27 protein-coding genes are annotated in these 25894 nt (G+C 56.4%); 24 read left to right on the top strand and 3 right to left on the bottom strand.

Annotated features, from left to right (window positions below; genetic code table 11):
* Positions 1 to 49: 49 nt before the first annotated feature.
* The 3 genes from motA to AAID99_RS15015 are packed head-to-tail and all read left to right on the top strand — an operon-like array spanning position 50 to position 3587.
* Complete coding sequence (gene motA, locus AAID99_RS15025; protein WP_188424424.1) at positions 50 to 919, top strand: flagellar motor stator protein MotA; 870 nt, start codon at positions 50 to 52, stop codon at positions 917 to 919.
* A 34-nt stretch (positions 920 to 953) separates the two neighbouring features.
* Positions 954 to 2783 carry a hypothetical protein gene (locus AAID99_RS15020; protein WP_498494493.1) on the top strand — a complete coding sequence of 610 codons (1830 nt, stop codon included), beginning with the start codon at positions 954 to 956 and terminating at the stop codon, positions 2781 to 2783.
* A gap of 33 nt (positions 2784 to 2816) precedes the next feature.
* Positions 2817 to 3587 (top strand): flagellar hook assembly protein FlgD, encoded by a 771-nt coding sequence (locus AAID99_RS15015; RefSeq protein ID WP_188424419.1) that lies wholly within the window; start codon positions 2817 to 2819, stop codon positions 3585 to 3587.
* A gap of 131 nt (positions 3588 to 3718) precedes the next feature.
* On the opposite strand, the gene AAID99_RS15010 is transcribed toward AAID99_RS15015, so the two are convergent.
* Positions 3719 to 4447 (bottom strand): response regulator transcription factor, encoded by a 729-nt coding sequence (locus AAID99_RS15010; protein WP_267312173.1) that lies wholly within the window; start codon positions 4445 to 4447, stop codon positions 3719 to 3721.
* 600 nt (positions 4448 to 5047) lie between these two features.
* Here AAID99_RS15010 and AAID99_RS15005 point away from each other — a divergent pair.
* The 21 genes from AAID99_RS15005 to AAID99_RS14905 all read left to right on the top strand — a co-directional run bounded on the left by AAID99_RS15005 (position 5048) and on the right by AAID99_RS14905 (position 24106).
* The gene (locus tag AAID99_RS15005; protein WP_498494492.1) at positions 5048 to 5275 is read left to right on the top strand and encodes a hypothetical protein; all 228 of its coding nucleotides are present in this window, start codon (positions 5048 to 5050) and stop codon (positions 5273 to 5275) included.
* Between the two features lie 500 nt (positions 5276 to 5775).
* On the top strand, positions 5776 to 7971 hold the full coding sequence (locus tag AAID99_RS15000) for a hypothetical protein (protein WP_498494491.1): 2196 nt from the start codon (positions 5776 to 5778) through the stop codon (positions 7969 to 7971).
* Between the two features lie 132 nt (positions 7972 to 8103).
* Complete coding sequence (locus AAID99_RS14995) at positions 8104 to 8514, top strand: flagellar basal body rod protein FlgB (protein ID WP_188424413.1); 411 nt, start codon at positions 8104 to 8106, stop codon at positions 8512 to 8514.
* 23 nt (positions 8515 to 8537) lie between these two features.
* Positions 8538 to 8945 carry a flagellar basal body rod protein FlgC gene (gene flgC / locus AAID99_RS14990; protein ID WP_188424411.1) on the top strand — a complete coding sequence of 136 codons (408 nt, stop codon included), beginning with the start codon at positions 8538 to 8540 and terminating at the stop codon, positions 8943 to 8945.
* A 75-nt stretch (positions 8946 to 9020) separates the two neighbouring features.
* Positions 9021 to 9764 (top strand): flagellar basal-body rod protein FlgF, encoded by a 744-nt coding sequence (flgF, locus tag AAID99_RS14985; RefSeq protein ID WP_188424409.1) that lies wholly within the window; start codon positions 9021 to 9023, stop codon positions 9762 to 9764.
* Positions 9765 to 10298: 534 nt separating this feature from the next.
* On the top strand, positions 10299 to 11963 hold the full coding sequence (gene fliF, locus AAID99_RS14980) for a flagellar basal-body MS-ring/collar protein FliF (protein ID WP_188424407.1): 1665 nt from the start codon (positions 10299 to 10301) through the stop codon (positions 11961 to 11963).
* 44 nt (positions 11964 to 12007) lie between these two features.
* Complete coding sequence (locus AAID99_RS14975; protein WP_188425346.1) at positions 12008 to 13012, top strand: flagellar motor switch protein FliG; 1005 nt, start codon at positions 12008 to 12010, stop codon at positions 13010 to 13012.
* Positions 13009 to 13794 (top strand): FliH/SctL family protein, encoded by a 786-nt coding sequence (locus AAID99_RS14970; protein ID WP_498494489.1) that lies wholly within the window; start codon positions 13009 to 13011, stop codon positions 13792 to 13794. Before AAID99_RS14975 ends, AAID99_RS14970 begins: the two co-directional genes overlap by 4 nt.
* A gap of 3 nt (positions 13795 to 13797) precedes the next feature.
* Positions 13798 to 14160 (top strand): flagellar motor switch protein FliN, encoded by a 363-nt coding sequence (fliN, locus tag AAID99_RS14965; protein ID WP_188424403.1) that lies wholly within the window; start codon positions 13798 to 13800, stop codon positions 14158 to 14160.
* A 57-nt stretch (positions 14161 to 14217) separates the two neighbouring features.
* Positions 14218 to 14535 carry a flagellar biosynthetic protein FliO gene (locus AAID99_RS14960; RefSeq protein ID WP_498494488.1) on the top strand — a complete coding sequence of 106 codons (318 nt, stop codon included), beginning with the start codon at positions 14218 to 14220 and terminating at the stop codon, positions 14533 to 14535.
* 71 nt (positions 14536 to 14606) lie between these two features.
* Positions 14607 to 15380 (top strand): flagellar type III secretion system pore protein FliP, encoded by a 774-nt coding sequence (fliP, locus tag AAID99_RS14955; protein ID WP_498494516.1) that lies wholly within the window; start codon positions 14607 to 14609, stop codon positions 15378 to 15380.
* A gap of 439 nt (positions 15381 to 15819) precedes the next feature.
* Complete coding sequence (locus AAID99_RS14950; protein WP_188424398.1) at positions 15820 to 17325, top strand: methyl-accepting chemotaxis protein; 1506 nt, start codon at positions 15820 to 15822, stop codon at positions 17323 to 17325.
* Positions 17325 to 17609, top strand: coding sequence for a hypothetical protein (locus AAID99_RS14945; RefSeq protein ID WP_188424396.1), 285 nt, complete (start codon positions 17325 to 17327; stop codon positions 17607 to 17609). The genes AAID99_RS14950 and AAID99_RS14945 overlap by 1 nt, the downstream gene beginning before the upstream one ends.
* A gap of 1 nt (position 17610) precedes the next feature.
* Positions 17611 to 17994: a response regulator gene (locus tag AAID99_RS14940; RefSeq protein ID WP_188424394.1), complete on the top strand. Its 384-nt coding sequence runs from the start codon at positions 17611 to 17613 to the stop codon at positions 17992 to 17994.
* Positions 17995 to 18023: 29 nt separating this feature from the next.
* Positions 18024 to 20297 (top strand): chemotaxis protein CheA, encoded by a 2274-nt coding sequence (locus AAID99_RS14935; protein ID WP_229719447.1) that lies wholly within the window; start codon positions 18024 to 18026, stop codon positions 20295 to 20297.
* A 39-nt stretch (positions 20298 to 20336) separates the two neighbouring features.
* Positions 20337 to 20807, top strand: a complete 471-nt coding sequence (locus tag AAID99_RS14930) for a chemotaxis protein CheW (RefSeq protein WP_188424390.1) — start codon at positions 20337 to 20339, stop codon at positions 20805 to 20807.
* Complete coding sequence (locus tag AAID99_RS14925; protein ID WP_498494485.1) at positions 20804 to 21643, top strand: CheR family methyltransferase; 840 nt, start codon at positions 20804 to 20806, stop codon at positions 21641 to 21643. Before AAID99_RS14930 ends, AAID99_RS14925 begins: the two co-directional genes overlap by 4 nt.
* Positions 21644 to 21646: 3 nt before the next feature.
* Positions 21647 to 22699, top strand: coding sequence for a protein-glutamate methylesterase/protein-glutamine glutaminase (locus AAID99_RS14920; RefSeq protein WP_188424386.1), 1053 nt, complete (start codon positions 21647 to 21649; stop codon positions 22697 to 22699).
* A 65-nt stretch (positions 22700 to 22764) separates the two neighbouring features.
* Positions 22765 to 23154, top strand: coding sequence for a response regulator (locus AAID99_RS14915; protein WP_188424384.1), 390 nt, complete (start codon positions 22765 to 22767; stop codon positions 23152 to 23154).
* Complete coding sequence (locus AAID99_RS14910) at positions 23154 to 23714, top strand: chemotaxis protein CheD (protein WP_498494484.1); 561 nt, start codon at positions 23154 to 23156, stop codon at positions 23712 to 23714. The genes AAID99_RS14915 and AAID99_RS14910 overlap by 1 nt, the downstream gene beginning before the upstream one ends.
* 47 nt (positions 23715 to 23761) lie before the next feature.
* A complete protein-coding gene (locus AAID99_RS14905; RefSeq protein WP_188424380.1) occupies positions 23762 to 24106 on the top strand; it encodes a hypothetical protein in 345 nt (114 codons plus the stop codon).
* Positions 24107 to 24239: 133 nt separating this feature from the next.
* Here AAID99_RS14905 and AAID99_RS14900 read toward each other — a convergent pair whose 3' ends face one another.
* Positions 24240 to 24587, bottom strand: coding sequence for a flagellar biosynthesis regulator FlaF (locus AAID99_RS14900; RefSeq protein ID WP_188424378.1), 348 nt, complete (start codon positions 24585 to 24587; stop codon positions 24240 to 24242).
* A gap of 111 nt (positions 24588 to 24698) precedes the next feature.
* Positions 24699 to 25595, bottom strand: a complete 897-nt coding sequence (locus tag AAID99_RS14895; RefSeq protein WP_498494483.1) for a MotE family protein — start codon at positions 25593 to 25595, stop codon at positions 24699 to 24701.
* Positions 25596 to 25894: the final 299 nt, after the last annotated feature.

Here is a 25894-nt window from a genome sequence, read left to right as displayed (position 1 = left end):
GCCCCACCGACCACGACACGTCATTTGAAATAGAAACGGATACTGTCAGATGCTTTTCCTCGGAGGGCTCCTCTTTTCCCTGCTTTGCGTCTTCGGATCTTTCGCTGCATCTGGCGGGGTCCTTGGGCCGCTTCTTGCCTCGATGCCTTTCGAATTACTGACCATTCTGGGCTCTGCACTTGGCATCTTCGTCATGTCGAACTCTCTCTCAGCCCTTAAGGAACTACCCCACAATTTCAGGTTGGTTCTGAAAGGGCCGCAGCATGACAAGGCCTCATACATTGGCCTTCTCGTGATTCTGTTTCGACTGACCCGGCTTGCCAGCTCCAAGGGTCCGATGGCCTTGGAAGAGCATGTGGAAAATCCGCAAGAGAGTTCAATCTTCGCCCTGTCTCCCCAGGTTCGGGACGATGAAGAAACACGCAACCTGATCTGCGACTACCTCCGTCTAGTCAGCCTCAATCTCGAAGATGCCTACCAGTTGGACGAGGTCATGGGTCGCGAACTCAGCAAGAATGAGACGGACAAGCTGCATATTTCGGAAAGCCTGACGAGTATCGCCGATGCCCTTCCGGCCTTGGGAATCGTCGCGGCCGTTCTGGGCGTCATCAAAACCATGGCTTCCATCAGCAAGCCCCCGGCAATCCTCGGAGAAATGATTTCAGGCGCACTGGTCGGCACCTTTCTGGGCGTATTGCTCGCATACGGCGTTGTCTCACCTCTTGCATCACGGCTGAAAGCAGTGATCGTGCAGGACGGATGTTACCAGGGGATCATCAAAACCGTTCTGGTCGCTCATCTGCAGGGAAATCCGCCACAGGTCAGCGCGGAAATCGGCCGGAAGGATATTCCGCCTCATTTTATGCCGACATTTTTCGAACTGGATGTGGCACTATCCGAAGCGCAGGCTGCCACCTGATCATGAACCGGAAATACAACATTAAAGGTCGTCGATGAGAGTTCCTGTCAATCTTTCGCTCTCCGACGATATCGTCAAAGGCATCAAGAATCGCAGTACGAGCGGAGACAGGGTCTCAGCCACACCAAGTGGCGCCGTCAAAACAAATCAGGCACGCGTTGACCCAAAGCATGTAAAATCATTTGGCGCTCAGCTCACTGCCGCGCAAATGCCGCAGGAGAAAAGCGAGAATAAGAGCCGCGAGAATGATGCGACCGTATCCGCCGCAAATGCCGCCCATCCGGATAACTCGGATAATGGCGGAGACAGCATCATCTCTGACAACTCGGCGCAAATTGCGGCGCCTTCTTCCAGCGATGCCGTCCCAGCCTTGAAAACCCCGATCTCGTCCAGTGGCCACGACGACACCGATAGCATCAGCGCGTCGGTCAACCTTTCTACCGTCACGCCTTTTGCCGAGACACTCGCCATGACGAACCTGTTTTTCGGCGCCTCTCTTCAGACGCAATCCTCGTTAATTTCGGCAACGGCTTCAGGCTCGACCAGCACTGTTGCTTCCGGCGCTTCCCTGAGTAACACGATCACTCTGCAGCCTGTCTTGGCAGTTGTTTCCGGATCGGTAGCAGCCCAGGCACAGAGCACGACGGTCTCTGGGTTTTTCTCGACGTCTCTCCCCTCCCCCCCCCTTTCCGCCAGATCCGGCTCGGCAGCATCAGCATCAGCATCAGCATCAGCATCAGCACAATTGCTATCGACGCAGCAGCCTGCTTCGGCTCAAGTCAGCGCGATCTCGAAGCCCCCTATTACAGGGCTTATGGCTCCCCATGGCGCGACCATCACCGACGTCTCTCTCACCAGGGGCGCCCAGGTATCGACCGATCCTGTCTACCAGACTGACTGGAGCTCCCTCCATGATGCGGGCGTTCAGGTTGCTCCGGTGTCCACGTTCTCTGACGCGACTACCTCACCCATGGCGACGCCCGTACCACCGACCCCGATGTCAACCGCTATGCAAAGCGCCCTCATCCAGAACGTCCCAGGAAACACCGGAGCGAGCCCGTCACGCGAGGCTGATCAGCCCGCAAACTCTGCTCCGCTCACCCCAACGCCCCAAGCCACCTCGCCGGCAAACGGGGCTGTTGTCCTAAATTCGACCGGAGATGCTGCGGCTGAGGATGGCTCCTCTTCGCCCGACGAAAAGCAGCCCGAAACCACAAGCCAGGAAAAGACGACCGTCACCGAACTGGCAAGCGCGATCCATGGTCTTTCTGAATTTCAGTCTCTCGTGGCAGCGAAACCATCATCGATTGGCGTAGAAGCTCATCATGTCCTTGCACAGGGGAATACCGCCAACCTGCAGGCCCCGAGCCAGACGGCGGACCTGTCTGCGGTCGGCACCCAAAGCACCGACATACCGAGCACACTCTCAATGACTGTGCAGACAGAGGATAATACTCCTGTGCATCTCATTTTCGAAGGAGAGGGCGGCTTGGCAACGCGCGTCATCCTTCAAAGCGACGACGATCTGACAACCCAGCATCTGGCAGGGAACAGAAAAGAGCTCCTCGCGGCCCTGAACTCCGCCGGGGTCGATACTAGCGCCATGAGGCTCGACATCGTGACGCCTGCGACAAATGCCGGCGATTCCCATCAGGGAAGCCCGCAGCAAGACAATACCGGAAGAGCCGACCTCTCCGGAGGCTTTATGGGCAGCAACCCGCAGCAAAATCAGCAAGGAAATAGCGCCAACTCTCGCTTATCGCCCCAGGCGCCGGCCTCGCAAATTAATGAGCCGAGCCCTGCCATTTCACACCCGTCGAAAGAGGCGCAGTCGCCGGCGGGTCGCATCAACATCACGGCCTGATCACCGTCAACGCTCAGCAAAGGTACAGACCCCATGGATACGTCGACCATCAGCAATGACACGAAGCTTCTCCAGGCGGCCGAGGCGACTGCAAAAGCCTCGGCCAACTCGTCAAGTTCAGGCAGCACGTCGGATTCGACCTCAACTGCAAGCCTTGGCCTCTCGTCTCTGGCAAATAATTACACAACGTTTCTCACCCTGCTCACGACCCAACTTCAGCACCAGGACCCGAGCAGCCCGATGAGTTCGGATTCCTTTACGTCAGAGCTGGTGCAGTTCGCCGGGACAGAGCAGCAGGTTCAGACAAATGCCAAACTCTCATCGCTGATCTCATTGAATGAGAGCAGCCAACTGAGTTCCGGCAGCCAGTGGATTGGCCAGACCGCTACGGCAACATCGACGACTTTGCCCTTGCAGAACAGCAAGGCCTCTCTGACCTTCTCTGCCACACAGGGTCAGGACGTCGCGATCGCCATCAGCGATTCGAGCGGCAAGATCGTCAAGACCCAGAGCGGTGCTGCTGCGTCGAGTACCAACACCTGGACGTGGGATGGCACCGATAATTCTGGTAACCAGCTGGCGGACGGCGCGTACAGCGTATCAGTCAAGACGATCGATTCGACTGGCGCGACATCCGATTTGCCTTTCACGATCAAGGGCACCGTGACCGGTGTGCACAAGGGAAGCTCCGAGCTCGAGGTGGAAATGGGACGCGCATCCATTCCGCTGTCCAGCATCACCAATTTCAGCGCAGCCACGACTTCAGGATCAAGCAACGGCGGATCAGCCACCGCGGAGAGCTGAACAACAAGAGAAAACCCGCGACAGAAATTGTCGCGGGTTTTTGTTGCACTTTCGAACGCAGAAATCATTTTCTGGCATATCGCAGGGCTAGGAGTATTCCAGAGCCTCAAAGATACGACTGTCTGCCCCGATCAGAGACGCTCTGCCGAAGTAGATATTTCGAGCATGTTGATGCCTGAGAGAACAGGGATACAGTTTTCCCGCGCAGATGGTCTGAGGCGATAGTCTTCTTTGGACAGCGAAACAGTTACCGGATTGAACGCAGCCTCGTTCAGACGATAACCGATGCCCCATTGCGTGGTAAACGGCTCTTGGATACCGAACGCCCGTATCTTTTTTCTGATTTTGCAGATCATCACATCAATGACCTTGCCGAAAGGCTCGTCCTCACCGCTGTAAAGACTGTCGAGCAGCACTTCCTTGCTCAGCACCTGCGTCTTTCGCATCGCCAGAAGAACGAGCAGATCATATTCTTTTCTGGTCAACGGCACGACGGCATTGTCGATATGCACTTCCCGCCGATCGATGCCGACACTCATACGCCCAATATGCAAAGTAGGACTGTCATGCCCCCCCGCGCGGCGAATAACCGCGCGCAGCCGCGCGAGCAGCACATTGTGATCGACATCCTCGGCAATGCAGTCATCGGCCCCTGCCGAGAAGAGATTCACCTCCCCCTCGGGTGTGCCCACCTTGCGTATGACCACTATGGGAGAGGATATTTTCCCTTTGCGGATCTGTCGGATAATCCGCACATCTGAAGCCGCCTGCTGCACGACGATAATATCATAATGCGACCGCCGCAGCGTTTCCACCACGCCTGAAGCCTCGCCGGTGGCTAGAGAAAGAGAGCCCGCCACTGCGGCTCTGGACAGCCCTTCACTGGGTCGTCCATAAATCGAATTTTCACCAACACACAATACGCGCATTGTACTTACCGCCCGAAATCATACGAATGAATTATTTTTATCTTCGATTATTGAACAAATATATAATATCGTTATTTTCTCACAACCCTCTGCAACTTGTGTTACATTGAATCGATGCTTCAGCCGCTCAGGATGCCCGAAACATATTTGAGGCTTACATCACTCACATTATGAGCACCACCTCTTTGTTGCGAAATGCTGCAAATTTTTCGCAAAGTGCTCGAAACTGCCGCCCGCACCGTCAATCCAGGTCAATGCATGACAGAAGTGTGACAAAAGCCAGCCATGACATATTCTGAAAAAAAATATATCTCGTTGGCCTTTTCCATGCTAATCACGGCGATATCAAAGCGCACTCATGAGCGTTATCGTTGCAAAATTTAGCCGTTTTGCTGATGCCAGCCGGCGTGGAGACGCTTTAATAGGGTCTGAATGTTTTTCAATCTAATTAATCCTTGGTCCATCTCTATGGATTTAAAGTCTGTTTCCGATCGATTTTAGCGAATTGCGCTTTTCAAAGGGCCTAACCAAATGACGGATATTACGGCAGCATCGGCGGTCTCGGCAGCGTTTCGTCAGGCTTCTGTCAACACTTCGCACGAGTCTTACAGCGCAGCCAGAACCGGGCATACACGCCCTGACACCCATACGGAAAATACGTCCGCAAGCGCCTTTTCTTCTGACGGCAGTTTTCTTGGTTCGGATACGAGCGCAAGGAACACCTCCCCGCTCAAGCAGGTCGTCAATTTTCTTGCCTGACGACCTTCCTTGCACGACCTCATGCAGCGGCACGAAAAAATATTATCCTGCCAATAAATCGCATTAGTTTCGATCTCGACTGGTAACAAAAAATAGTGTTCCTGCGGGCAAAAAAAACGACGCCGTTCTCGCGCGGCCTTGGCTACGGCATGGCTGGGGTCGGCTTTATGTTAGCCGGTCATCCAAACGCCATCGCGCGACCTCAAAGTAACGCCCACAGACATGCTCCGTCCCACGATGCGCGGGCCGTCACACCGCAGCCTGTTATTCCGCCAAGTGTAACAGGCCAGGATGAATCGCATCTTAGCCAAGCGGATCTGGCCAAGGGGTTACCCGCCTCCTGGCGCGCGGAACTGCTGGATGCCCCCGCGCGCCAGGCGAGTTCAACTGTGCCGCTCACGTCAAAGGCAACAAAGCCTCTTATCACCCCGGGGCCACGCCCTCCCACAGAGAGCGCTCCGCCGTCCTCATCCGACGCGTCGAATGCCGCGTCGGGTCAAGTGGACCATATCCTGCTTCCCATCCCGCCGCAGATCGGCATCGCCGCCTTCGAGAGCGGTGACCGCTTTATTATCGTTGTTGATAACGCCTTTCCCATGGAAACGCAGGCTATCCATGGAACCGGCTTTTTCTCCTCTCTGACTGTCAGCCTACTGCCTGATGCAACGCTGATTCAGCTGCGCCGACCCGATACGCGACGCCTATACCTATCTCAGCGATCAGAAGGCTGGGTGCTCAGCGATAAGCAGCCCTCGAGCGCCTCTACACAAGACAACCATGTCATCAATCCCCTACCGGTGACTGACGGCATTCTCTATCCGATGCGCCGCAGCGGACGTGTTCTGACCATCGCTGACCCGGCATCGGGTGACCGCCTTCTTGTCGGCACCTCCCTCCTTGATGAAGGCGGTATCCTGGCCATGCGTCGAGCAGAGGGATACGATGTCTGGCCGACACTCGAAGGCGTCGTGATCGCTGCGCGCGATCCTGATATTTCTTTGATCGCCGTTCCCTCAGGCCTGCTCCTCAACAGGGACGGCCAGAAATTTGAAGATGACGGTCAGGCCGTGTACGCCAATGATGTCGATCTTAAATGGCTCGATCTGCAGGATTTCCCTGACCAGATTCTTCTAAAACGGTACCATGAACGCCTACTGAAGGCAGCCGATTCTCAGCCTGCCGATCGCTTCGCGGCACGTCTGGATCTGGCACGCGCTGCCATCAGTATGGGCGCATTCAAGGAAGCGCGCGGTATTCTCGCTGTCGCCCTTCGTGACGATCCCGAAGAAATCGGCCGTCCGGAAGTCAGGTTCCTGGCGGCTGCAACAGAGTTGCTTACCGGCTCTCCTGCCAATGCCAGCGCGCTGAACGGCCCATGGCCAGAACAGCAACGGCGCGCACTGCAACTATGGCGTGCACTTTATCTCGAGGCCACCGACCAAAGCGACACGCGTAGCCTTCATCGTCTGGCACTCGACATGAACAGATTGCGCGCCTACCCGCAAAATCTTCGCGACGTCTTGCTTCCCATCGCGGCGGAAGCAATTGCACGCCATGGCTCACCTGGCGACTTCGCCGTGCTCGACACTTTGCCTGACCAGCCAGCATTCCGGCTGGCAAAGGCAATAGCGGCAGAGCGCCAGGGACAGAAAGACCGTGCCTACACCGCCTTCGCGGCGCTCGCGGCCGATCGCAATATCTCGGTTGCGGAAAAGGCCACGGAAGAGAAAATAGCACTGGATCATGAACGCGGCACCCTGACGACTGAGCAGCAGGTCAAGGCGCTTGACGAACTCATCCTCGACGCGCGTCTGGCAGGCAGAGAAAAACAGCTTCGCCTCAGACAAGCTGAGGCCTACGCCCGAGACAAGCAATGGCAAAAGGTCGCTGAGATTATCGATCTGGGTGTGCCACAAAGCGATCCTTCTCATTACAGTACGCTGAGGCACGCCTTACTGCTTCAGGCTCTGACTGGCATTGCCGGTGAGGACAGCCTCGCGCAGAGCAAGACTCAACAGCTGCGTAATGCGGCCCTGCTCAAGGCCCATATTCCCGCTCTGCCCCCGGGGGAGGAGCGCGCGGCTCTCCTCGCAGCTTATGGTGAAACCATGCTCGCGCTCGGCCTGTCGGATGAGGCAACCAGCGCGCTTTCGCAAGCCATCCCCTCCCTTGTTACACCAGAGGCACGAGCGGCCGCAGGCGCCTCTCTCGCGCAAGCCACTCTTGCCAATCAGAAGCCTTCCGATGCGCTCGCTGCACTGAACGAGACAGAAAGTCCCAACCTGCCTGAACCGCTGCAGACCCGACGAAATATCCTCAAGGCACGGATTGTGATTGCGACAGGCGACCGCGCCAAGGGCCTCGACATGCTCAGGACCATTCCCGGTAAAGATGCCCGCCTTCTGAGTGCGCAATCGCACGAAAGCCAAGGAGAATGGCAGTCCGCGACGACGGAGCTGCGCTCCCTCGCCAAGGAAGAAATCCCGTCCGAAGGGAGCCTGACAAAAGACCAACAGGACCTTGCGTTGCGGCTCGCCTCGGATGCCTCTCGAGCGGGAGATAACGCTTCTTCACGCTGGATATCGGAGCGGATCGGCGCCCGCACTCTCGATGAATCTCATGCACGCCTGTTTGCCGTGCTACGAGAGAGTCCTGCGAACGACAAAAGCCTTCATGAAGATGAAACCTCTCCGTGATATGAGTTCGGAAATTTTTTGTTACAGCCCCGCGACATGCTTCCCAAAAAAGGGGTTCCCCACTAAACTCTTCACATATTCAGAAAAATCTTGCGGTCATCATGATGCCGCTAACGGAATGGCGAGATAACCATGCTGCAAGCTGCCTCTGCGCAACTGACCGCTTCGACTTCGGGCACAGATGTGCTCGATCTCGCAACACAACGGATGCACTGGCTCCAGTCCCGTGAGTCTGTCCTGGCCGGCAACGTTGCCAATGCCAATACGCCCGGTTACGTGGCGCGTGACTTGCCGCAATTCGCGGGCGTTCTGAAAGACCATCTTTCCGTTTCCCTTGCGCGCACTGATGCTGGTCACCTTGCAGGCTCAACGTCTCAGAGCAGTATAAAAAAGGATATCGGCAGCAGTTCGATCGATGGCAATCAGGTCGATCTGGAAACGGAGCTCGAGAAAATTACGGCCACCGATGATCAGCAGCGCCTAGCTACAAACGCCTATAGTACTTATATGTCAATGTTCTCTATTGCGCTTGGCTCGTCATAATACTGACCGAACAGAGGTAGGTTATGAATTTTTCAGATACGATCGGCATTTCAGCCGCTGGTATGCAGGTACAGTCCAAACGACTTCAAGTGGCAGCTGAGAATATCGCTAACGCTGAAACGACAGGAACGTCGCCGGGTTCCGATGCCTATCGTCGCAAAACGATTACCTTCAAGGAAATGCTTGATCGCAGTACGGGCGTTTCTACGGTAGCTGTTCGCGACATTGGCGAAGATCAATCCGATTTCGAGATGCGTTATGATCCGTCTCACCCGGCTGCCGATACGAAGGGCATGGTCAAGATGCCCAATGTCGACACGATGACCGAGATCCTCGACACGCATGAGGCACAACACTCATACGAAGCCAACCTCAATACGATGCAGATAACGCGCTCGATGCTGACCCGCACAATCAATCTGATGAAATGACGACGGCAGCCCTCCCTTTGTCAGAGATCAATATCTGTTTTTCCGACATCACGATCAAAGTCGAGTTGGATCACCATGGATAGCACCGCCTATATCGCGCTCTCGCGCATTGACGTCCTGAAGCGCGGCCTTGAAATCACTGCGAATAATCTTGCAAACGAAAACACAGATGGCTTCAAAACGTCCCGCCAGATGTTTTCGCAGTATCTCGTGCATCAAAAAGGCCCGGGGCACATCAATGGCGAAACAGATCAGGTCTATGCTCAGGACAAAGCGACGTTTCGCGACTTTATTCAGGGGCCTTTGCGCAGTACCGGCAACGCGACTGATGTCGCGATCAACGGCGAAGGCTATTTTGCCGTACGCACCACGCAGGGTGTCCGCCTGACACGTAACGGTCAGTTTACGCGCAGACTCGACGGCACGATAACAGACGGATCCGGCAATCCGGTCCTTGATCGCAACGGCCGCAATCTCGTACTGCGTCAGGAAAATGAAGATTTCACGATTGCAAAGGATGGCACCATCTCCACAAACGATGGGGCATTGGGCATGCTCGGCGTTGTCACGGTGAAAAACCCGCAGACACTAGTTGCCGAGGGACAATATCTCCTTAAGCCGACAACCCCCACTCAGCCCGTAGCGATGCCGGAGCTGCATCAGGCCATGCTTGAGGGGAGCAATGTCAACGCGGTTTCAGAGACAACGCATCTCGTTGAGATACAGCGGGATTACGACCTTACCTTCCAGTTGATCCAGACAGAATCGACCCGGAATCAGAACGCCATCGACAAGATCACTGCGGAGCCAACGACTTGAGCGTTTCGACCGGCATCCGTTCGCTTATGCTTCATCTATCAAAACCGCGTTTGGCGGGCCTTGTGCCTCTTGTCACGATACTCAACGGTTGTGCGGCGGATGACGTGGCACGGCATTTGACCGGACGTGAGTGCAATGCTGGCTATATACAGCAAGGTGAAGATTGGTGCGCTCCGGCTGAACGCCCCCCGGCCCCTCAACCCTATTGCACGCAAAGCTGGAACGGGGTCGATTGCTGGAGCAGGCCTGACCTCATGCCCAATGTTGCAAGGCAGGTAGCACAGGGTCCTACTGGACTGACTCAGGATCAGAATGCAAACCGCCTCAATCTTCCTCTGAAGCAAACCCCTCCCACAAACGGGTATCTACCCTGACCCTGCGAAGACATCTCGCATCCAACAAATATTAATCAGAAAATAGCTAATATTATTTCCTGATTTAAAAATGTCGTATCAGATTTATTTTATTTTTCAACCAGGAGCCCCCTGATGCAGTCCTATTACCTCATGGCTCAGGCCTGACGATCCGCCATAAATGAACAATCTGCTGTCATCACTCAGAGGGCTGGGTCGTACGAGGCTGATCGCCCTGGGCGCTGCGGGCGTGACTCTTCTGGCTTTCCTTGGCTTCGTGATCCTTGGCAAAGCCCAGAAGCCCACGGCCTTGCTCTATGGCAATCTCGATCTGAGCGAAGCTGCCAGAATGGTGGAAGATCTCGACAAGAATCATATCACCGCATCGACCTCGCCAGATGGGGGAAGCCTCTACGTCGCGCCAGACGAGGTCGCCAAGGCGCGCCTGCTGCTTGCCAAGGACGGCCTGCCGAACGGGGGAAGCGTCGGCTATGAGCTTTTCGACAAGAGCGCAACGCTCACCAGCACTCAGTTTGAGCAGAATATCAACGAGACGCGTGCGCTGGAGGGAGAGCTCGAGCGTTCAATTCGTCTGCTCCAGGGCGTTCGCAATGTCCGCGTTCATCTCGTCTTGCCTCACAGAGATCTATTCTCTGTCCAGACTAACCCGTCCCAAGCGAGCGTGGTCATCGATATCGGGCGCGCGGGCCGCATAGCTCCCGACGGTATCCAAGCGATCCAGAATCTTGTTGCTGCGGCTGTCCCGGGGCTTCGGCCCCAGTCGATTTCCATTGTCGACACGAGAGGCGACGTGCTGGCCAAGCCCGGCGAGCCCAACAGCGAGGACGGTCAGGAAGCGATTTTCGAGAAATTCCGCCATTCCGAGGAGACGCGCCTTTCCCAGGCTGTTGAGGAAATGCTCATCCCGACACTCGGGACAGCCCATATCCGCGCACGGGCCGCTGTCGTCATCAACAATGACGAGGTGCATGAGACCGAAGAGAGTTTCGACCCGAACCAGCAGGTCCTGCGCTCGCAGCAGACCAGCTCCGACAAAAGCGTCAACACCGAAGCCTCGCCCAATACCTCCGTTGCAAACAACCTGCCCAACGCCAATGCCGGGCAGGCCAACAGAACCGGATCAAGCGACACACGCGACGAAGAGACCAATAACTACGAGATCGGCAAACGCGTGCGCGTGGTCTCGCAAATTCATCCCCGCGTCGCGAGGATCAGCATGGCCGTGATGGTCGATGGGTCCTATGTGCAGGACAAGAAGGGGAATGCGACCTGGAAGCCTCTGGATCAGGCCGAGATCGACCGCATCACCACCCTGGTCAAAACTGCAGTCGGTTATGACAAGGCGCGAGGCGATCAGGTCGAAGTCGTCTCGATGCGCTTCATGCCCGATGGCGGCATCGAGCCCCTGCCTGCGGCTCCGGGGTTCTTCTCGAAAGACAATCTCCTCTATCTCGCAGAATGGGTCGTACCTATTCTGCTCGCCCTCGGGGCCGGCTTCTTTGCCCTGCGTCCCTTGCTTCGTCGTGGCCGCGGCGGTCTGCCGGCTCTCGCAGGCGGCTCTGGCCCCATGGCACTCGAAGCCCTCAATCGTGACGGTCTGGGCACCACCGGGACAGGCATGAACAGCCTCGAAGGCGGAAGCGCCAACAGCCTTGCCCTGCATGAAGGGCACGAAACGGTGGCGATCGATGGCGTGGAAGGTCAGGCGAGAGCGGGCATTATCGCCAAGGTTGCCGATCGTATCGATCAGAGCCCCGAAGGCAGCTTGAGCGTCATCCGCAACTGGCTCGAAAGCCCTGATCCAAAGCAGGGAGGCGCCTCGTGAGCGAGACTGAAAGCGCGCAAAATCCGGCTGAGGGAAAGAAAACCATGAGTGCAACCCATCTGACCGGAAAGCAGAAAGCCGCCGTTCTGTTCATGACCATCGGTCGCGAACGCAGCGCCAGCCTGATGCAGGCACTGCATGAAGACGAGATTCGTGAAATCTCCAGTGCCATGGCCGGCCTCGGTGTCATCAGAGCCGAGATGGTTGAAAGCGTGTGTCGCGAATTCGTCGAAAACTTCGAGAGTGCCGACGGACTCGTTGGCACTTTCGAGACGACCGAGGCCTTCCTGCGCAAGACGCTCAATGCCGATCAGGTCGAGAAGATCATGGACGAGATCCGTGGTCCGGCCGGACGGAACATGTGGGATAAACTCGGCAACGTCCAGGAATCGATTCTGGCGAATTATCTGCGAAGCGAATACCCGCAGACTGCCGCCGTCATCGTGAGCCGCCTGCAACCCGCCCACGCTGCGCGCGTCCTGGCACTCCTGCCGGAAGACTACGCTACGGATGTCATGATGCGCATACTGCATATGGAAACCGTACAACGCGAGGTCATCGAAAGTGTGGAGGCAACCCTGCGCTCCGAATTCATTTCTTCGCTCGGCCGCGCTTCGAAGCGCGACAGCTACGAATTGCTCGCCGAAGTCTTCAATAATTTCGATCGCAAGACGGAAACGCGTTTTGCCGAGCTTATGGACCAGGAGAGCCACGAGGATATGGAAAAGGTGAAGGCGTTGATGTTCACCTTCGAGGATATCAACCGCCTCTCGCAGGAGGCCCTTATGCGCGTCGTCAACGAAATCGACCGCGACCGTCTTCCAGTCGCCCTCAAGGGTGCCTCTGACAGCGAAAGAAAGCTGTTCCTGCAATGCATGTCCAAACGCGCCGGCAATATTCTTCTCGAGGAAATCGCCTCGCTCGGTGCGGTACGCGTCCGAGATGTCGAGGCCGCGCAGGCAGAAATCGTTTTGACCATCAAAAATCTGGTCAATTCCGGTGAAATCGACATGAATACTGCTTCGGACGGCGAGGAATTCATTTCGTGACCTCTGGCTTCGTCCCCTTCCAGCACCGCTTGCACGATCCCAGGACGGCCAACACGACGAGGCCATTGCAGGATGGCCAGGGCATTGCACGCGATACGTCCGACAAGAGCGGTCTCGCACGTCGCCTGACGGATTTCAGCGTCGCGCCCCCTCAGACGATCAAGCCCTCCATCGCAGAAGAGATCGCGCCAGAAGAACCCCAACCTGACACCGCACCTCCCCTCATCTCCCTTTCCCAGGATGAGCTTGATGACCTTCGCCGTGCAGCCTTCGATGCCGGGCGTGAAGAGGGGCGTACTGCGGCTACCGCTGCTCTGGAGGCGGAGTTTGCCGAAAAGCTCTCGGCAATTGCCGAGGCTTTCCAGGCGGAGAGGCGATATCGGGCACAATCAGCCCGCGAGGCGGGGCAGGTTTATGTCCAGATCGTCATCGATTTGCTCGTGACGCTCACCCATCTCCCGGCAGAGGCCCTGAAGGGCGTCGAACGTGACCTTCTTCAGGATGCTGCTGATCTGGTTGAGCTCTGCGAAGAAGACGTCGTTATTTACTGCGACCCAAAGGATGAGGCCCGCCTGAAGCCTCTTCTGGGAACAGACAGCAAGGCCCGCTTTGAGCCTTGTGCGAAGCCTATGGCATCCACTATCAGAATCGACTCTGGAACACGCTCGATTCTCATCGATCCCACCAAATGGCGCCAGAGCGCCATCGACAGAATCATGACTTCTGTCAGTGCGTCGATTGACCGGGAAATTCTCGCCTCCACAACGATGGACAGGCACTGAACCATGGATGATAAAAACGAAATGGTCTCACTCGAAGATTTCACATCCGAACCTTTCGCTCCCCAGGATGCCTCATCTGAGGCAGCTGCTTCACAGGAAGCCAGCACTGGCCGGTCCGACGCGGTTTATGACATTCCGGTCAAGATCACTGCCGTGATCGGCACAGCCACGATGCCTGTCAGCCAGTTGCTGCGCCTTGGACGCGGCGCTGTCGTTGAACTGAACAAGAAGCTTGGAGAAGCGGTTGATATCTACGCCAATAACCGCCTGATCGCACGTGGCGAACTGGTGGTCGTGGATGACAACAATATCGGCGTGACAATGACCGAAATCCTCTCATCGTCCTCGGGCGCAGCCAGCAAATAATACCCTTCTCCCTGGTCGAACAGGATTCCGGCCCATGCCTCACTTACTGCCGCCCAGATGACGCTGCATTCCTGGATCGATTACGCGGCGTCCTTCATCACGGTCATCGCGCTTATCTTTCTCTTGCGCTTTGCCATTGTCTATCTGCAGCCACGCCTTGGCCGCAGCCATCAATCCGCTCAACTCGGCCTTATCGAGTCTCTCTCTCTCGATTCCAAACGCAGACTGTCGCTCTTCAGATGTCAGGATCGGACCGGCCTCATTCTCACCGGCGGTGAGACGGATCTTTTTCTGGGCTGGATCGTGCCGGAGACCGACACGACCCAGCCTGAAACAGCGTTTCCGGTTACCTCAACGCTTCCGGAGACCCGATAATGATCGCCGCCCCCTCATGCCAACTCAAGTCGGCACCAACGATCCTGACGTCGCTTTTTTCTGCTGACAGAATGTCGAAACGGAGCCCCGTTAAAAAACAGGGTTACTGGGTGATTCTAGCTTTCGTACTGGCAGTTGTACTCCTGAGCTCCCCCTCATCAGCCCATGCGCAGTCCCTGACGCTCGATCTCGGTCATGATGGTGGCAACAGCGGCACAACCAGCAGGCTGATACAGCTTACTGCGCTGATCACACTGCTTTCTCTGGCGCCCAGTCTGCTTGTCATGGTGACCGCGTTCACGCGCATCATCATCGTTCTGTCGCTTCTGAGGGGGGCAATCGGCGCTCAAGGTACCCCGCCCAATCCGGTGATTATCGGGCTTTCGCTTTTTCTGACCTTCTTCGTCATGCAGCCAACCTTCGAGCAATCCTGGACCCAAGGCATAGCGCCCATGATCAACGGCACGATGTCAGAAATCGATGGGTTGACTGCCGCTGCGGAGCCCTTTCGCCACTTCATGCAGGCCCATGCAAGGCCATCAGACCTTGCGACGTTTTATCATCTCGCCAATCTGACCCCTTCACCACAGGCAACTGTCGCGCCTTGGCGCGTGCTCATGCCAGCCTTCATGGTTGGAGAGTTGAGCCGCGGCTTCGAGATGGGTTTCCTTCTTTATCTCCCCTTTCTGATCATCGACATCGTCACGTCCAGTGTCCTGATGAGTCTTGGCATGATGATGCTTCCGCCAGCGACCATCTCCCTTCCTTTCAAACTCATTTTTTTTGTGATGATCGACGGCTGGCAGATGGTTGCAGGCGGGCTGGTGCGCAGCTTCGGATCCTGAATTCGTCTCCCTGCCTCACCCCATAGGGCGATCAGGACATAGCGTGATTTCGCCCCGATTTCATAAAAATATCATCCTCTTGGGCTTCCGCAAGCGGCTCACCGACGAGCATGGAGACCGCGCCCTCTCATTGCAGACCACATATGAAACCCATCAAAAGCGCCCGAGGGGCGCCCATAAGGAACGCCGTACGACCGACCTGAAGCCCGGAAATACAAGTCGAGTGCTTAACTTGTTCTTAATGCCTTCATGTAACGGTTTAAAGCATCGCCCATGTATCTCCAGTGGGCATACCGACTTACATTCTTAACTTTTTTATAACACTAATTGGCAATACGGTTTCTGGACTTACCAGCACTTACTCATGATTGCGAAGTAGAGCACGATGAAGACCTGGCTGTATCAAGAAGCATCGTACCGGTCCAAGATCAGTACGACGATGTTATGTATTCAATTACTCCTAGTCGTTCAGCTCATATGCGCATTCGGCTTCTTCTATGATAACGCCTTCTCATCAGGCGCTTTCTACACGCTGCTGGCGCTCACTCTCATCCTGCTTGCCTCGAGCCTGTTCTTCCGCCTCGCACTGATTCAGGCTGTTGCCGAGCCGGTCGAGACAATTCTGACTTACGGCGAAGGTCTGATTCGTGGCGATGCACGCGGACGCACGCGCTTTTCCGACACACGAGATGAGAGCGGTCGTCTGATCGCTCTCTTGTCTCGCCTGCATGAAGCCCGCTCGGACAAGAGCGAAGACAAGGCGCAGATCGAGGCTCTGAGCAAGGAGGTGGACGGGCTGAAATCCGGCGCAGCTGCAAAGGTCGCGGAAATCAAGGCCGCAGTGGCTACGATCGAGACAGCCATGTCCGCTGTCGCCAAGGGCAATCTGGATCAGACCATTACGGGCGACATTCTCAACGGTGATCTTGCAAAAATAGCCATCAGCTTCAACGAGGCCTGCCAGAACTGGAGAACCGTTCTCATCAACATGGCGCGCAGCTCGGAATTTATCACGACGGGCGCAGCGGAAATTTCCATGGCGTCTGACGATCTGGCGCGTCGCACCGAAATTCAGGCAGAAAATCTAGGCAAGGCTGCCAGCTCTGTCAGAACAATCAGCGAAGGCATCAAGGCAACGGCCGATGTCTGCTCGGAGTCCAGCGTCGACACAAAAAAGACGCTCGATCAGGTCAAGCTCGCCACAGAAGTCATGGATGAGGCCAATACCGCCATGAGCGGTATCCAGAAATCATCCAGCGCCATCGGGGAAATCATCTCCGTAATCGATGGGATCACATTCCAGACCAATGTTCTTGCCCTGAATGCCGGCGTCGAGGCGGCTCGCGCAGGCGATGCAGGTAGAGGCTTTGCTGTCGTTGCGCAGGAAGTTCGGTCGCTGGCCGAAAAATCGGCAAAATCAGCGAATGAGATCAAACGCCTGATCTCTGTCTCTGCCGAGCAGGTCGATAAGGGCGTGGGCCTCGTACACCGCACCAGCCAGTATCTCGGCGATTTCTCCGAAAGCATTTCGAGCATTGCGCATCGCATCGAAGATCTGACCAAGACGACACGCGAGCAGGCCCTGCGTCTGGCAGAGGTCACCAGTTCGATCAATGACATGGATCAGGTGACCCAACAGAACGCTGCGATGGTCGAAGAAGCGACAGCGGCAAGCCATAACCTCACGACCGAGACGCGCTCCCTCACCCAGACACTCAATGGTTTCGGACTGGGCAAAAAGGCTGAGGCAGCTCCAATGGCCCGCAAGCCAGCCGCCCCCCCGGCTAAGCCGGTCGTCCGGCAACCACAGCCGACCAGAGCTGCGACGGCATCCACTCAGGCGCTCGAGACAAAAAGTCCGACGCCTGTCCGCCCTGCGCCCAAGGCTCCGGCCAAACCGGCCCTGCAGGTAACGTCCTCCGACCAGGGTTGGGAGGATTTCTGATGGATCAGATTCCCATCAACGCAGGCGTGGACCTTCCCGCAATCATGATGCCGTCCCGCCTTGATTCAGGTGCAGCTCCCGGCCTCAAGGATATGCTCACTCTTTCGCCGGAGAGTGCGCTTGACGGGTCGGAGGTCACCTATCTCGGGGGGCTTTGCCTCCAGGTCATCCTGGCCAGCGAGCGTCCGGTCATCAACGCTTCAGACAAATTGTCCGAGGCCCTTATCCTATTCGGTGCAACCTCAGTCCTGCAGAAAACTGCCTCAATGTCAGAGAGCCCTTGATATGACAGAAACCCCCACTTTGCGCGTCCTCACGATCGATGATTCCAGAACCATGCAGAGCATGCTGCGGAACGCGCTCGAAGGCGCAGGCTACGAGGTTATCCAAGGGAATGATGGCGTCGAGGGTATCGACGTTCTGGAGGCTGCCACCCCGCCCCCAGCTGTCATCATCACGGACATCAACATGCCTCGGCTCGACGGCTTTGGCGTGATCGAGGCTGTCCGCAAGATGGACCGCTTCCGGCATCTCCCCGTCATCGTCCTGACCACAGAGAGCGATCAGGAAAAGAAGGCGCGCGCGCGGGCTGCGGGAGCTACCGGCTGGATCATCAAGCCTTTCAATTCCGACAGTCTGGTCTCAGCCATCCGGCGCGTCACTCAGTAAGAGAAAGCAGGGACAGTATGAGCTCAGACATGGACGAAATCCTGGAGATTTTTTTCCAGGAATGCGACGAGCAGCTGCAGGAGCTCGAAACGGGTCTGGCGGCTCTTGCTGCCGATCGTGCCGAGGATGATACGGTCAATGCGGTATTCAGGGCCGTACATTCCATCAAGGGGGGCGCGGCTTCCTTCGGACTGCAGAATCTCGTCCGCTTCTCCCATGTTTACGAGAATTCTCTCGACGGAGTGCGCTCCGATCGTATCCAGCCGACAAAAGAGATCATCGCCGTCTTCCTCAAAAGCATGGATGTTCTCAGCGATCTCGTGGTCGAGGCACGCGGCGGCGCCTCCGTCGACGCACAGCGTGTAGATGAGAGCTTGACCGAACTGAAGGTCGTGAGTGGTGAGGCGCCTGCCGCCACTTCCAGCCCGGCCGCCAGTTTCGACCCTGCAGAGAGCGAGGCTGAAGCGTTCAGCCCGGTTCCTTTCGAGTTCGAGCCCGTCGCCTTCGATTTCGGTGACGATTTTGCGGAACCTGCATCGGCGCGAAAGATCGTCACCTTTCATCCGCATGACGCCATGTATGGCTGCGGCGACGACGCGCGTAACATCCTCGTTGCCCTGACTGCCCTCGCTCACGACAAGGGCGATACCGCCCAGGTAGAATGCCTGACAGAAGCGCTCCCTGCGTTTCACGATCTCCTGCCGGCGTCTTCCTATCTCACCTGGCGCGTCGCCCTGCCAGACAGCGTTGCCGAGAGCGAAATCCGGGATGCCTTCGACTGGGTAGTCGATAGCTGCGATTTTACGCTCGAATCGGACAGGGCCGTTACCGAAACGACAAACTCCGATGCGAGCGACGAAGCGGATGCGTTTTTCGATGCGCCTGCGAGCATATCCGAAGATACCATCCAGGCAATGGTGGCGCAGAGTGCGGGGCAGGCCCTCTCTCGTGGGGCCAGTCTGCCCACAACGGACAGACGCCTCACGGCGGAGGCATTTCTGGACGACCTCGCCCCGCCAGCCACGATACAGCGCGATGAAGAACCCATCGCCCTGACCGGCGCAACCGTCGCGCGCAAGGCCGAGGCTGCCTCGATTCGTGTCGATCTCTCTCGCGTCGACGACCTCATGGATCTGGTCGGCGAACTCGTGATCGCCCAGGCTGCCGTGCAGTCGCTGTGCCAGAAGGCAGGCACCTCCGGCCATCACGAGCTGATGCAGGGCATTGAGGGCATGCAGACCCTCACCCGCGACATTCAGGACGCCGTCATGTCCGTGCGGGCACAGCCTGTGCGGAGCGTGTTCCAGCGTATGCAGCGTGTCGTGCGTGAAGCAAGCTCAATGACGCAGAAAGCAGTCAAGCTTGTACTCGAAGGCGAAGACACGGAAGTTGATCGCACCCTGATCGAAAAGCTCGCCGCCCCGCTCACGCACATGCTGAGAAATGCGGTCGATCACGGTATCGAAAAGACGGAGGACCGGATTGCAGCGGGCAAGTCGCCCGAAGGATGCATCACGCTTTCTGCCGAGCACCGTTCAGGGCGCATTCTGATCACCATCAAGGATGATGGCGCCGGCGTGAATCACAAACGCGTCTTCGAAACAGCCGTGAAACGCGGGATCATCGCTCCCGATGCGACGCTAAGCGAAGACGAGATCAACAACCTCATTTTCACCCCCGGCTTCTCGACCGCATCCGAAGTATCCGATCTTTCCGGGCGTGGTGTCGGTATGGATGTGGTCAAGCAGGCGATCATGAGCCTGGGTGGACGCATCGTGATCAGCAGCGTTGCAGGCAAGGGCAGCACGTTCAGCCTCAGCCTGCCTCTCACTCTGGCCATTCTCGATGGCATGCTGATCTCGGCCGATGAAACAACGATGGTCATTCCGATCTCTGCGGTTTCCGAGGCCATTATCGTCAGCCAGAGTGACGTCTATTCCCTTCCCGATGGCACAAGGATCATCTCGAAGCGCGGTGAGTGCATACCGCTGCTACCGCTCGGGGTAACCCTCGGGCTGGCTGGCGCGCGCGTGAGGGATACTCTCGAGGGCGCTGTGGTTCTCGTCGTGGAGAACGAGTCCGGCAGCCGCGCCGCCCTGATCGTCGATGAAATCTGCGGCCAGATGCAGGTGGTCATCAAAAGCATGGAGCGCAATTACCGCCATATCTTCGGGGTCTCGGCCGCGACGATTCTGGGCGATGGCAGTGTCGCTCTCATTCTGGATGTGTCTGCGCTGATCGCCGCCGCTCTCAGCCAGACGGAAAACAAAGCAGCGCTCGGCGTCTCCGAGCTCGTAAACTAGGCCAACATGACCATGCTCAGCATCAATCAGGAAACGAAGATGTCCGAACAGTTGACCACCCGTGAAGGGGCCGACACGGCCTCGGTCAAGATGATCGTGTTTGCCGTCGGCGCTCAGGAATATTGCATTCCGATCCTCAGCGTGCGTGAAATACGCGGGTTCGAAAAAACGACGACCCTCCCCTTCGCGCCAGCCTATGTCTGCGGTGCCATCAATCTTCGTGGGATCATCCTGACCGTCATCGACCTGGCGGCCTATCTCAACATTCCTCCCGAGCTGGAAAACTCCAGACGTGTCGTCATCATCGTCGAATCACGCGCGGGTGTTGTCTATGGTCTGCTGGTCGATCGCGTGATCGACCTGGCCGATATCAGCACCGGCGATATCCAGCCGACCTCTGATGAGGGCGCCTGCCTCCACGGTCTCGTCCTGATCGAAAACCGCATGATCGGCATTCTCAAACTCGATACGGTCGTCAAACATCTCGTCGGTGAATCCAGCAAAGAATGACCAACAGCATCACGCTCTCCGCCCCTGACTATACCGACGCCGACTTCCAGTTGTTGCAGTCGATCGCGCGCACCCAGGCCGGTATCTGCCTGCCAGCGACGAAAAAGGCGCTCGTCTATTCGCGCGTTTCCCGCCGGGTAAGGGAGATGCAGCTCAGCTCCTTCAGGGAGTATCTCGCCTTTACGACCAGCCCCGCCGGGACGGTTGAAATGGAGAAGCTGATCTGCGCCCTGACGACCAATGTTACCGGGTTTTTCCGTGAGGTGAACCACTTCGACCATCTCAGGACTGTTGTCATGCCCGAGCTGGCACCTGCGCTGCGCAAGGGCAAACGCGGGCGCATCTGGTCGGCGGCCTGCTCGACAGGGCAGGAGCCCTGGAGCATTGCCATGACTGTTGCCGGCAGCTTTCCGGAAATCGGCAATTATGATTTCCGCATTCTGGCAACGGATATCAACAGTGATGTCGTAGCGCGGGCAGCCAGTGCCACCTATGCGCCGGACGAATTGGAAGGGATCCCGGAGAAGGACAGAACCTCCTTTCTCAAGCTTTATGACGGTGCCTATCGCTTTTCGGAAACGCTTCAGCGCCTCCCCGTCTTCAAGGTATTGAATCTCAACGCAGCCTGGCCGTTTCACGGCTCTTTTTCAGTGATTTTCTGCCGGAATGTCGTCATCTATTTTGATGACGAGACCCGCGAGGCCCTCTGGAAGCGCCTCGCCGAAAGAATCGAACGGGGAGGCTTTCTCTATGTCGGCCATTCAGAACGTGTGGCCAATGCGAAACTGTGCGGACTGGTGAGCATCGCGCCGACAATTTATCAGAAGGAAGCCTGAGCGATGACATCACCCGTCAAGGTGCTCGTAGTTGATGATTCCCGCACGGCGCGCGCCATGATCCGCCACGCCTTTCAGAGCCATCCGGATCTTGTCATCACCGGAGAGGCTGCCAATCCGCTCGAAGCCAGAGACATGATCATCAAGGACCAGCCTGATGTGATCACGCTCGACATCGAGATGCCCAACATCAACGGCCTTCAGTTTCTTGAGAAAATCATGCGCCTCCGACCGATACCGGTTGTCATGGTCTCGAGTCTGACAGAACGGAACGCAGAAATAGCGCTGACTGCCCTTCAAATGGGCGCCTTTGACTGCTTCCCTAAAACGACCGCGACAGTGCCCGGTATGAATGCCTATGCAGGCCTGCCGCGCATCGTGCGTCAGGCTGCCCGGTCCAAGCCTGTCGTCAAAACGCCTTCGACACCTTCGCCCGTCTTGGCCACCGATAGGAAATCATGGAAGCAGCCTCATGATCTGATCGCCATCGGCTCATCGACGGGGGGCGTTGAGGCCATTGAGGAAGTCCTCAGCGGTTTTCCATCCGTAAGCCCTCCTATCGTGATCTGCCAGCACATGCCGGCCTTTTTCACCGCGAGCTTCGCTGCCAGACTGGATAAGAAGCTCGCGCATCTGTCGATCACCGAGGCCCGAGACAGGGAAGTGCTGTCGCCGGGACAGGTGCGTATTGCTCCGGGCGGTACGCAGCACATGACTGTGGTCCATACTGCGCAAGGCGTTATGACGCGTCTGGTCCAAGGCCCCCCGGTTAATAATCACGTCCCTTCCGTCGATGTCCTGTTTGACAGCGTTGCCGAGCAGTGTGGCGCCCGCTCCATGGGCATCATCCTGACAGGTATGGGGCAGGACGGGGCCGAGGGTCTTCTGGCGATCAAACGAAGTGGTGCCTGGACGATCGCGCAGGACAAGGCCTCGTCAGTCGTTTATGGAATGCCCAGAGTCGCGGCCGAAATCGGGGCGGCTTGTCAGATCGTTTCTCTCAATCAGATCAGTGCAGCAGCCATGAGCGCGTGCACGCGCCAGACTCAAGCGTGAAACAGGTTCCAACCGTGACACACCGCCTCAAATTCTCGACCATTGTGAAGTCTTAAGGACCGGAAATGCCTGCAGCCTCTCAAATCAGAGCTTTGATCGTCGATGATCAGGCCTCCATACGTCAGGTACTCGCCAACAATCTGGCACAGCTTGGCTTTACCCAGGTCGCTCAGCGCAAGGATGGTAAGGAAGCACTCGATTATCTCGGGCAAAATCCGACCCATCTGGTTATTTCCGACTTCAACATGCCCGTAATGGATGGCCTGGCGCTGCTGCGCGCCGTGCGGGAAAACCCGAAAACACAAAAGACCGCCTTTGTCATCCTGACCAGTGAGACCAGCCGCGATCTGGTGCAGGAGGCCATCAAGGCCGGCGTTAATAATTTTCTGGCAAAACCCTACACGGTCGCCAAACTCCGGGAAGTTCTGGAGAAGGTTTTCGGGCCTATAACCTGATGCAGATGCCAACGAAGACTCACACCGTTATTCAGGGAGACGTCGTTATCTCCGATAACGCCGACGTGCTCCTGACAACTCTTCTTGGCTCGTGCATATCGGTATGCATGTATGATCCTCTCGCCGGCATCGGGGGGATCAACCATTTCCTGCTTCCAAACGGTGAGGGCTGCGACAATAACACCGCCCTGCGCTTTGGCGTAAACGCTATGGAAAAACTCGTAAACGGCATTCTCAGCGGTGGCGGACGACGTGACCGCTTGCTTTGCAAGGCCTTCGGGGGAGCTGCGATCATTCCCTCGCTTGGGCATATCGGACAGGAAAACAGCACGTTCGTGAGGCGCTATCTCGAGGAAGAACGGATCACCTGTATCGCGCAAAGCCTTGGAGGCACGCAGGCGCGACGGATCAGATTTTGGCCAACGACGGGCAGAGCGCAGCAGAATCTTGTCGATGATAGCCAGGCCATCGGGATACAGGAACAGATCTTCAATAAGGAAGAAGCTGACTTCGAAACAAAATGGAAGAAAACGAACGCTTCTAGCGTCGAGCTATTTTAAAATTCGCCACAAGTGCTTGCCGCCCTTCCCCTACAGGAGCCAAATTGTTGAACACGAATCCCCATGAAGTTCTATCGAATATTGTTCAACAGTTGATCATCACTCATGGTGACCTGCTATCTGTTCAGGCTGCGGTCGAACGGTCTGCTCTTGGCAATGCATTCCATGAAAGTGAGATTGCCAATTTACAGAAGCTCGATCACGCCACACAATTTGTTGACGCGATTACGACGATCCTGCGCAATCTGATGACACTTTCTCTTTGGGACGAAAATGTCGCAATTACTCTGGATGAGGTGCTGAACGATGTATGCTTGGGGAGCATACACGGGCTCTTCTTAGGAAAAGAAAAAGAGCCGCATAGTCCTGCCGGAGAGATGGATTTTTTCTGACAAAAATCAGCAGCTGGACGCCCAGATCAGGAGCGCAACACCGCAACCTTTCAGGCATCAGACGTAGCTAACACTCACATCTGCCAACACCGCGGCACATGCGCGCGATGCCCCCTGCCAGCTCTACCGCGCGCTATTGCGCGAGCAGCCCGTCTAGAACATCCTGAGCGATATCTATCAAAGGCTGGAGCGAAAGAGCCGAATCAAGAATAGCCTGTATGCCGTAGCGCTGAGCTTTGTCGGCCAGGTTTACGATCAGGACACGATCATCCGATGGGTTCTGTCCGCTATCGACGATATTGGCTTTCATGATGAGCGACCAGAGTTTCTGGTGCCGATCCAGCGCCTTGAACCGCAATGCGTGGTCCTGCTCGGCGGCAGTCAGCTCGTTGATCATCATTGTGAAACAAGCTGCCTCCGCTTCGCGGCCTGAAAGCGACGTTTCTGCAACGGCCTGATAGGCCCTTAAAGCAGGATGCATTCTGACTTCACCGTTTCAAATCGATTGATGCGTCACAGTCAGGTGACGCGACGGAGACACTAACTTAATTGGCCGGAGTTGAAAATCGGGGCAGTATCAGCGCTACAAGCATCACTCCCGCAAGGACGGCCCTTTGTCAGAATCCGTGTGCGGCAGCCAGGAGAGAACGCCGGCTGACGTTGAACGGCGTGAAGACCCATCGGGAGTGCCACCTTGACTATGGAAGTTGCGCACGCCAGCCAGATATTGCGAAACAGTATTGACCCTCTCAGGGAACATATACCCCATGATCGCTGAAATCTTTCTGGGATTCATGTTGTTCGCGATAGAGACCAGCACGTGGATATCCATGATATTGAAAACTGCTGCGGCCTCACGCGGAGGCATTTCCTCGTAGATCTTGACGAGTCTCGAAGTCTCGGCCGCCATCGTCTCACGGTGACGAGCCTGCTTTTCCGCAAGTTCGGCCATCGAGTTATCGATGGCCCGCATACGTTCCTCCAGAACGATGCGAGCCGCATCCAGGACGCGCTTCTGTTCCTCGAGTTTTTTCTGTTCCTCGTCAACGCTCCCCTGCTTGGCAAGCAGATGATCTACGATTTCCTTCTGCGCCTGATCGGTGGATGTCAGATCTCCCGGTGTCGCCCCTTTATCGCTCAGGCAGGGCCCGATCCCACATGGGGCCGCATGACCGTCGCTTTTGAGAAAGGCCGCCTCGACGGGTGCCACTGAAGAACCCGATTCCACTGCCTCACTCAGGCCGGGCACAGACAGCCAACCCCCGCGGCTCGTTGTCTCCTGTTCGCGACGGGGTACGGTGCCTTGCTCGGCAGAGGCTTCGGATTTGGGACTATTTGCAGGCAAAACCGTATCGCCACGCCCGTCAGCAGGAGTGCTACGATCATCCTGCCCCATATGCTTCGCAAGTGCGTGAACATTCATCGCAAGCGAAAGCGTCATGAGGATAGTCGAGATGTGGAGCAGTCGCCCCAGGGGAAGTCTTGGCATTGCCATTCAACCCAATCACTGAAAAACAAACGCAATAATTAATGGAAAAGATAACAAAAAATCAGCAAATTACTGAAAATTTGCACAAGACAAATTCATACGCATATTAAGCGACGACTATGCTGCAAAGGCATGAATATACCGATAAGATATTGCTCACGTAATAGTTATCCAGCTGGAATTTGGCAAGCACCTTTTCAGAGGCGACATGGAAACGGCGTTGCGGCTTGTCACTTTGCCTCGGCCTGTGCCCAGTTCGCCACGCCTTGTTACGTAGCACAAAGCATTTTTCGGGAAGG

Source organism: Asaia sp. Ae19-3, assembly GCF_059801175.1.
The sequence above is the reverse complement of the archived record's forward strand: the minus strand, read 5'-3'. Positions and strand labels throughout refer to the sequence as shown.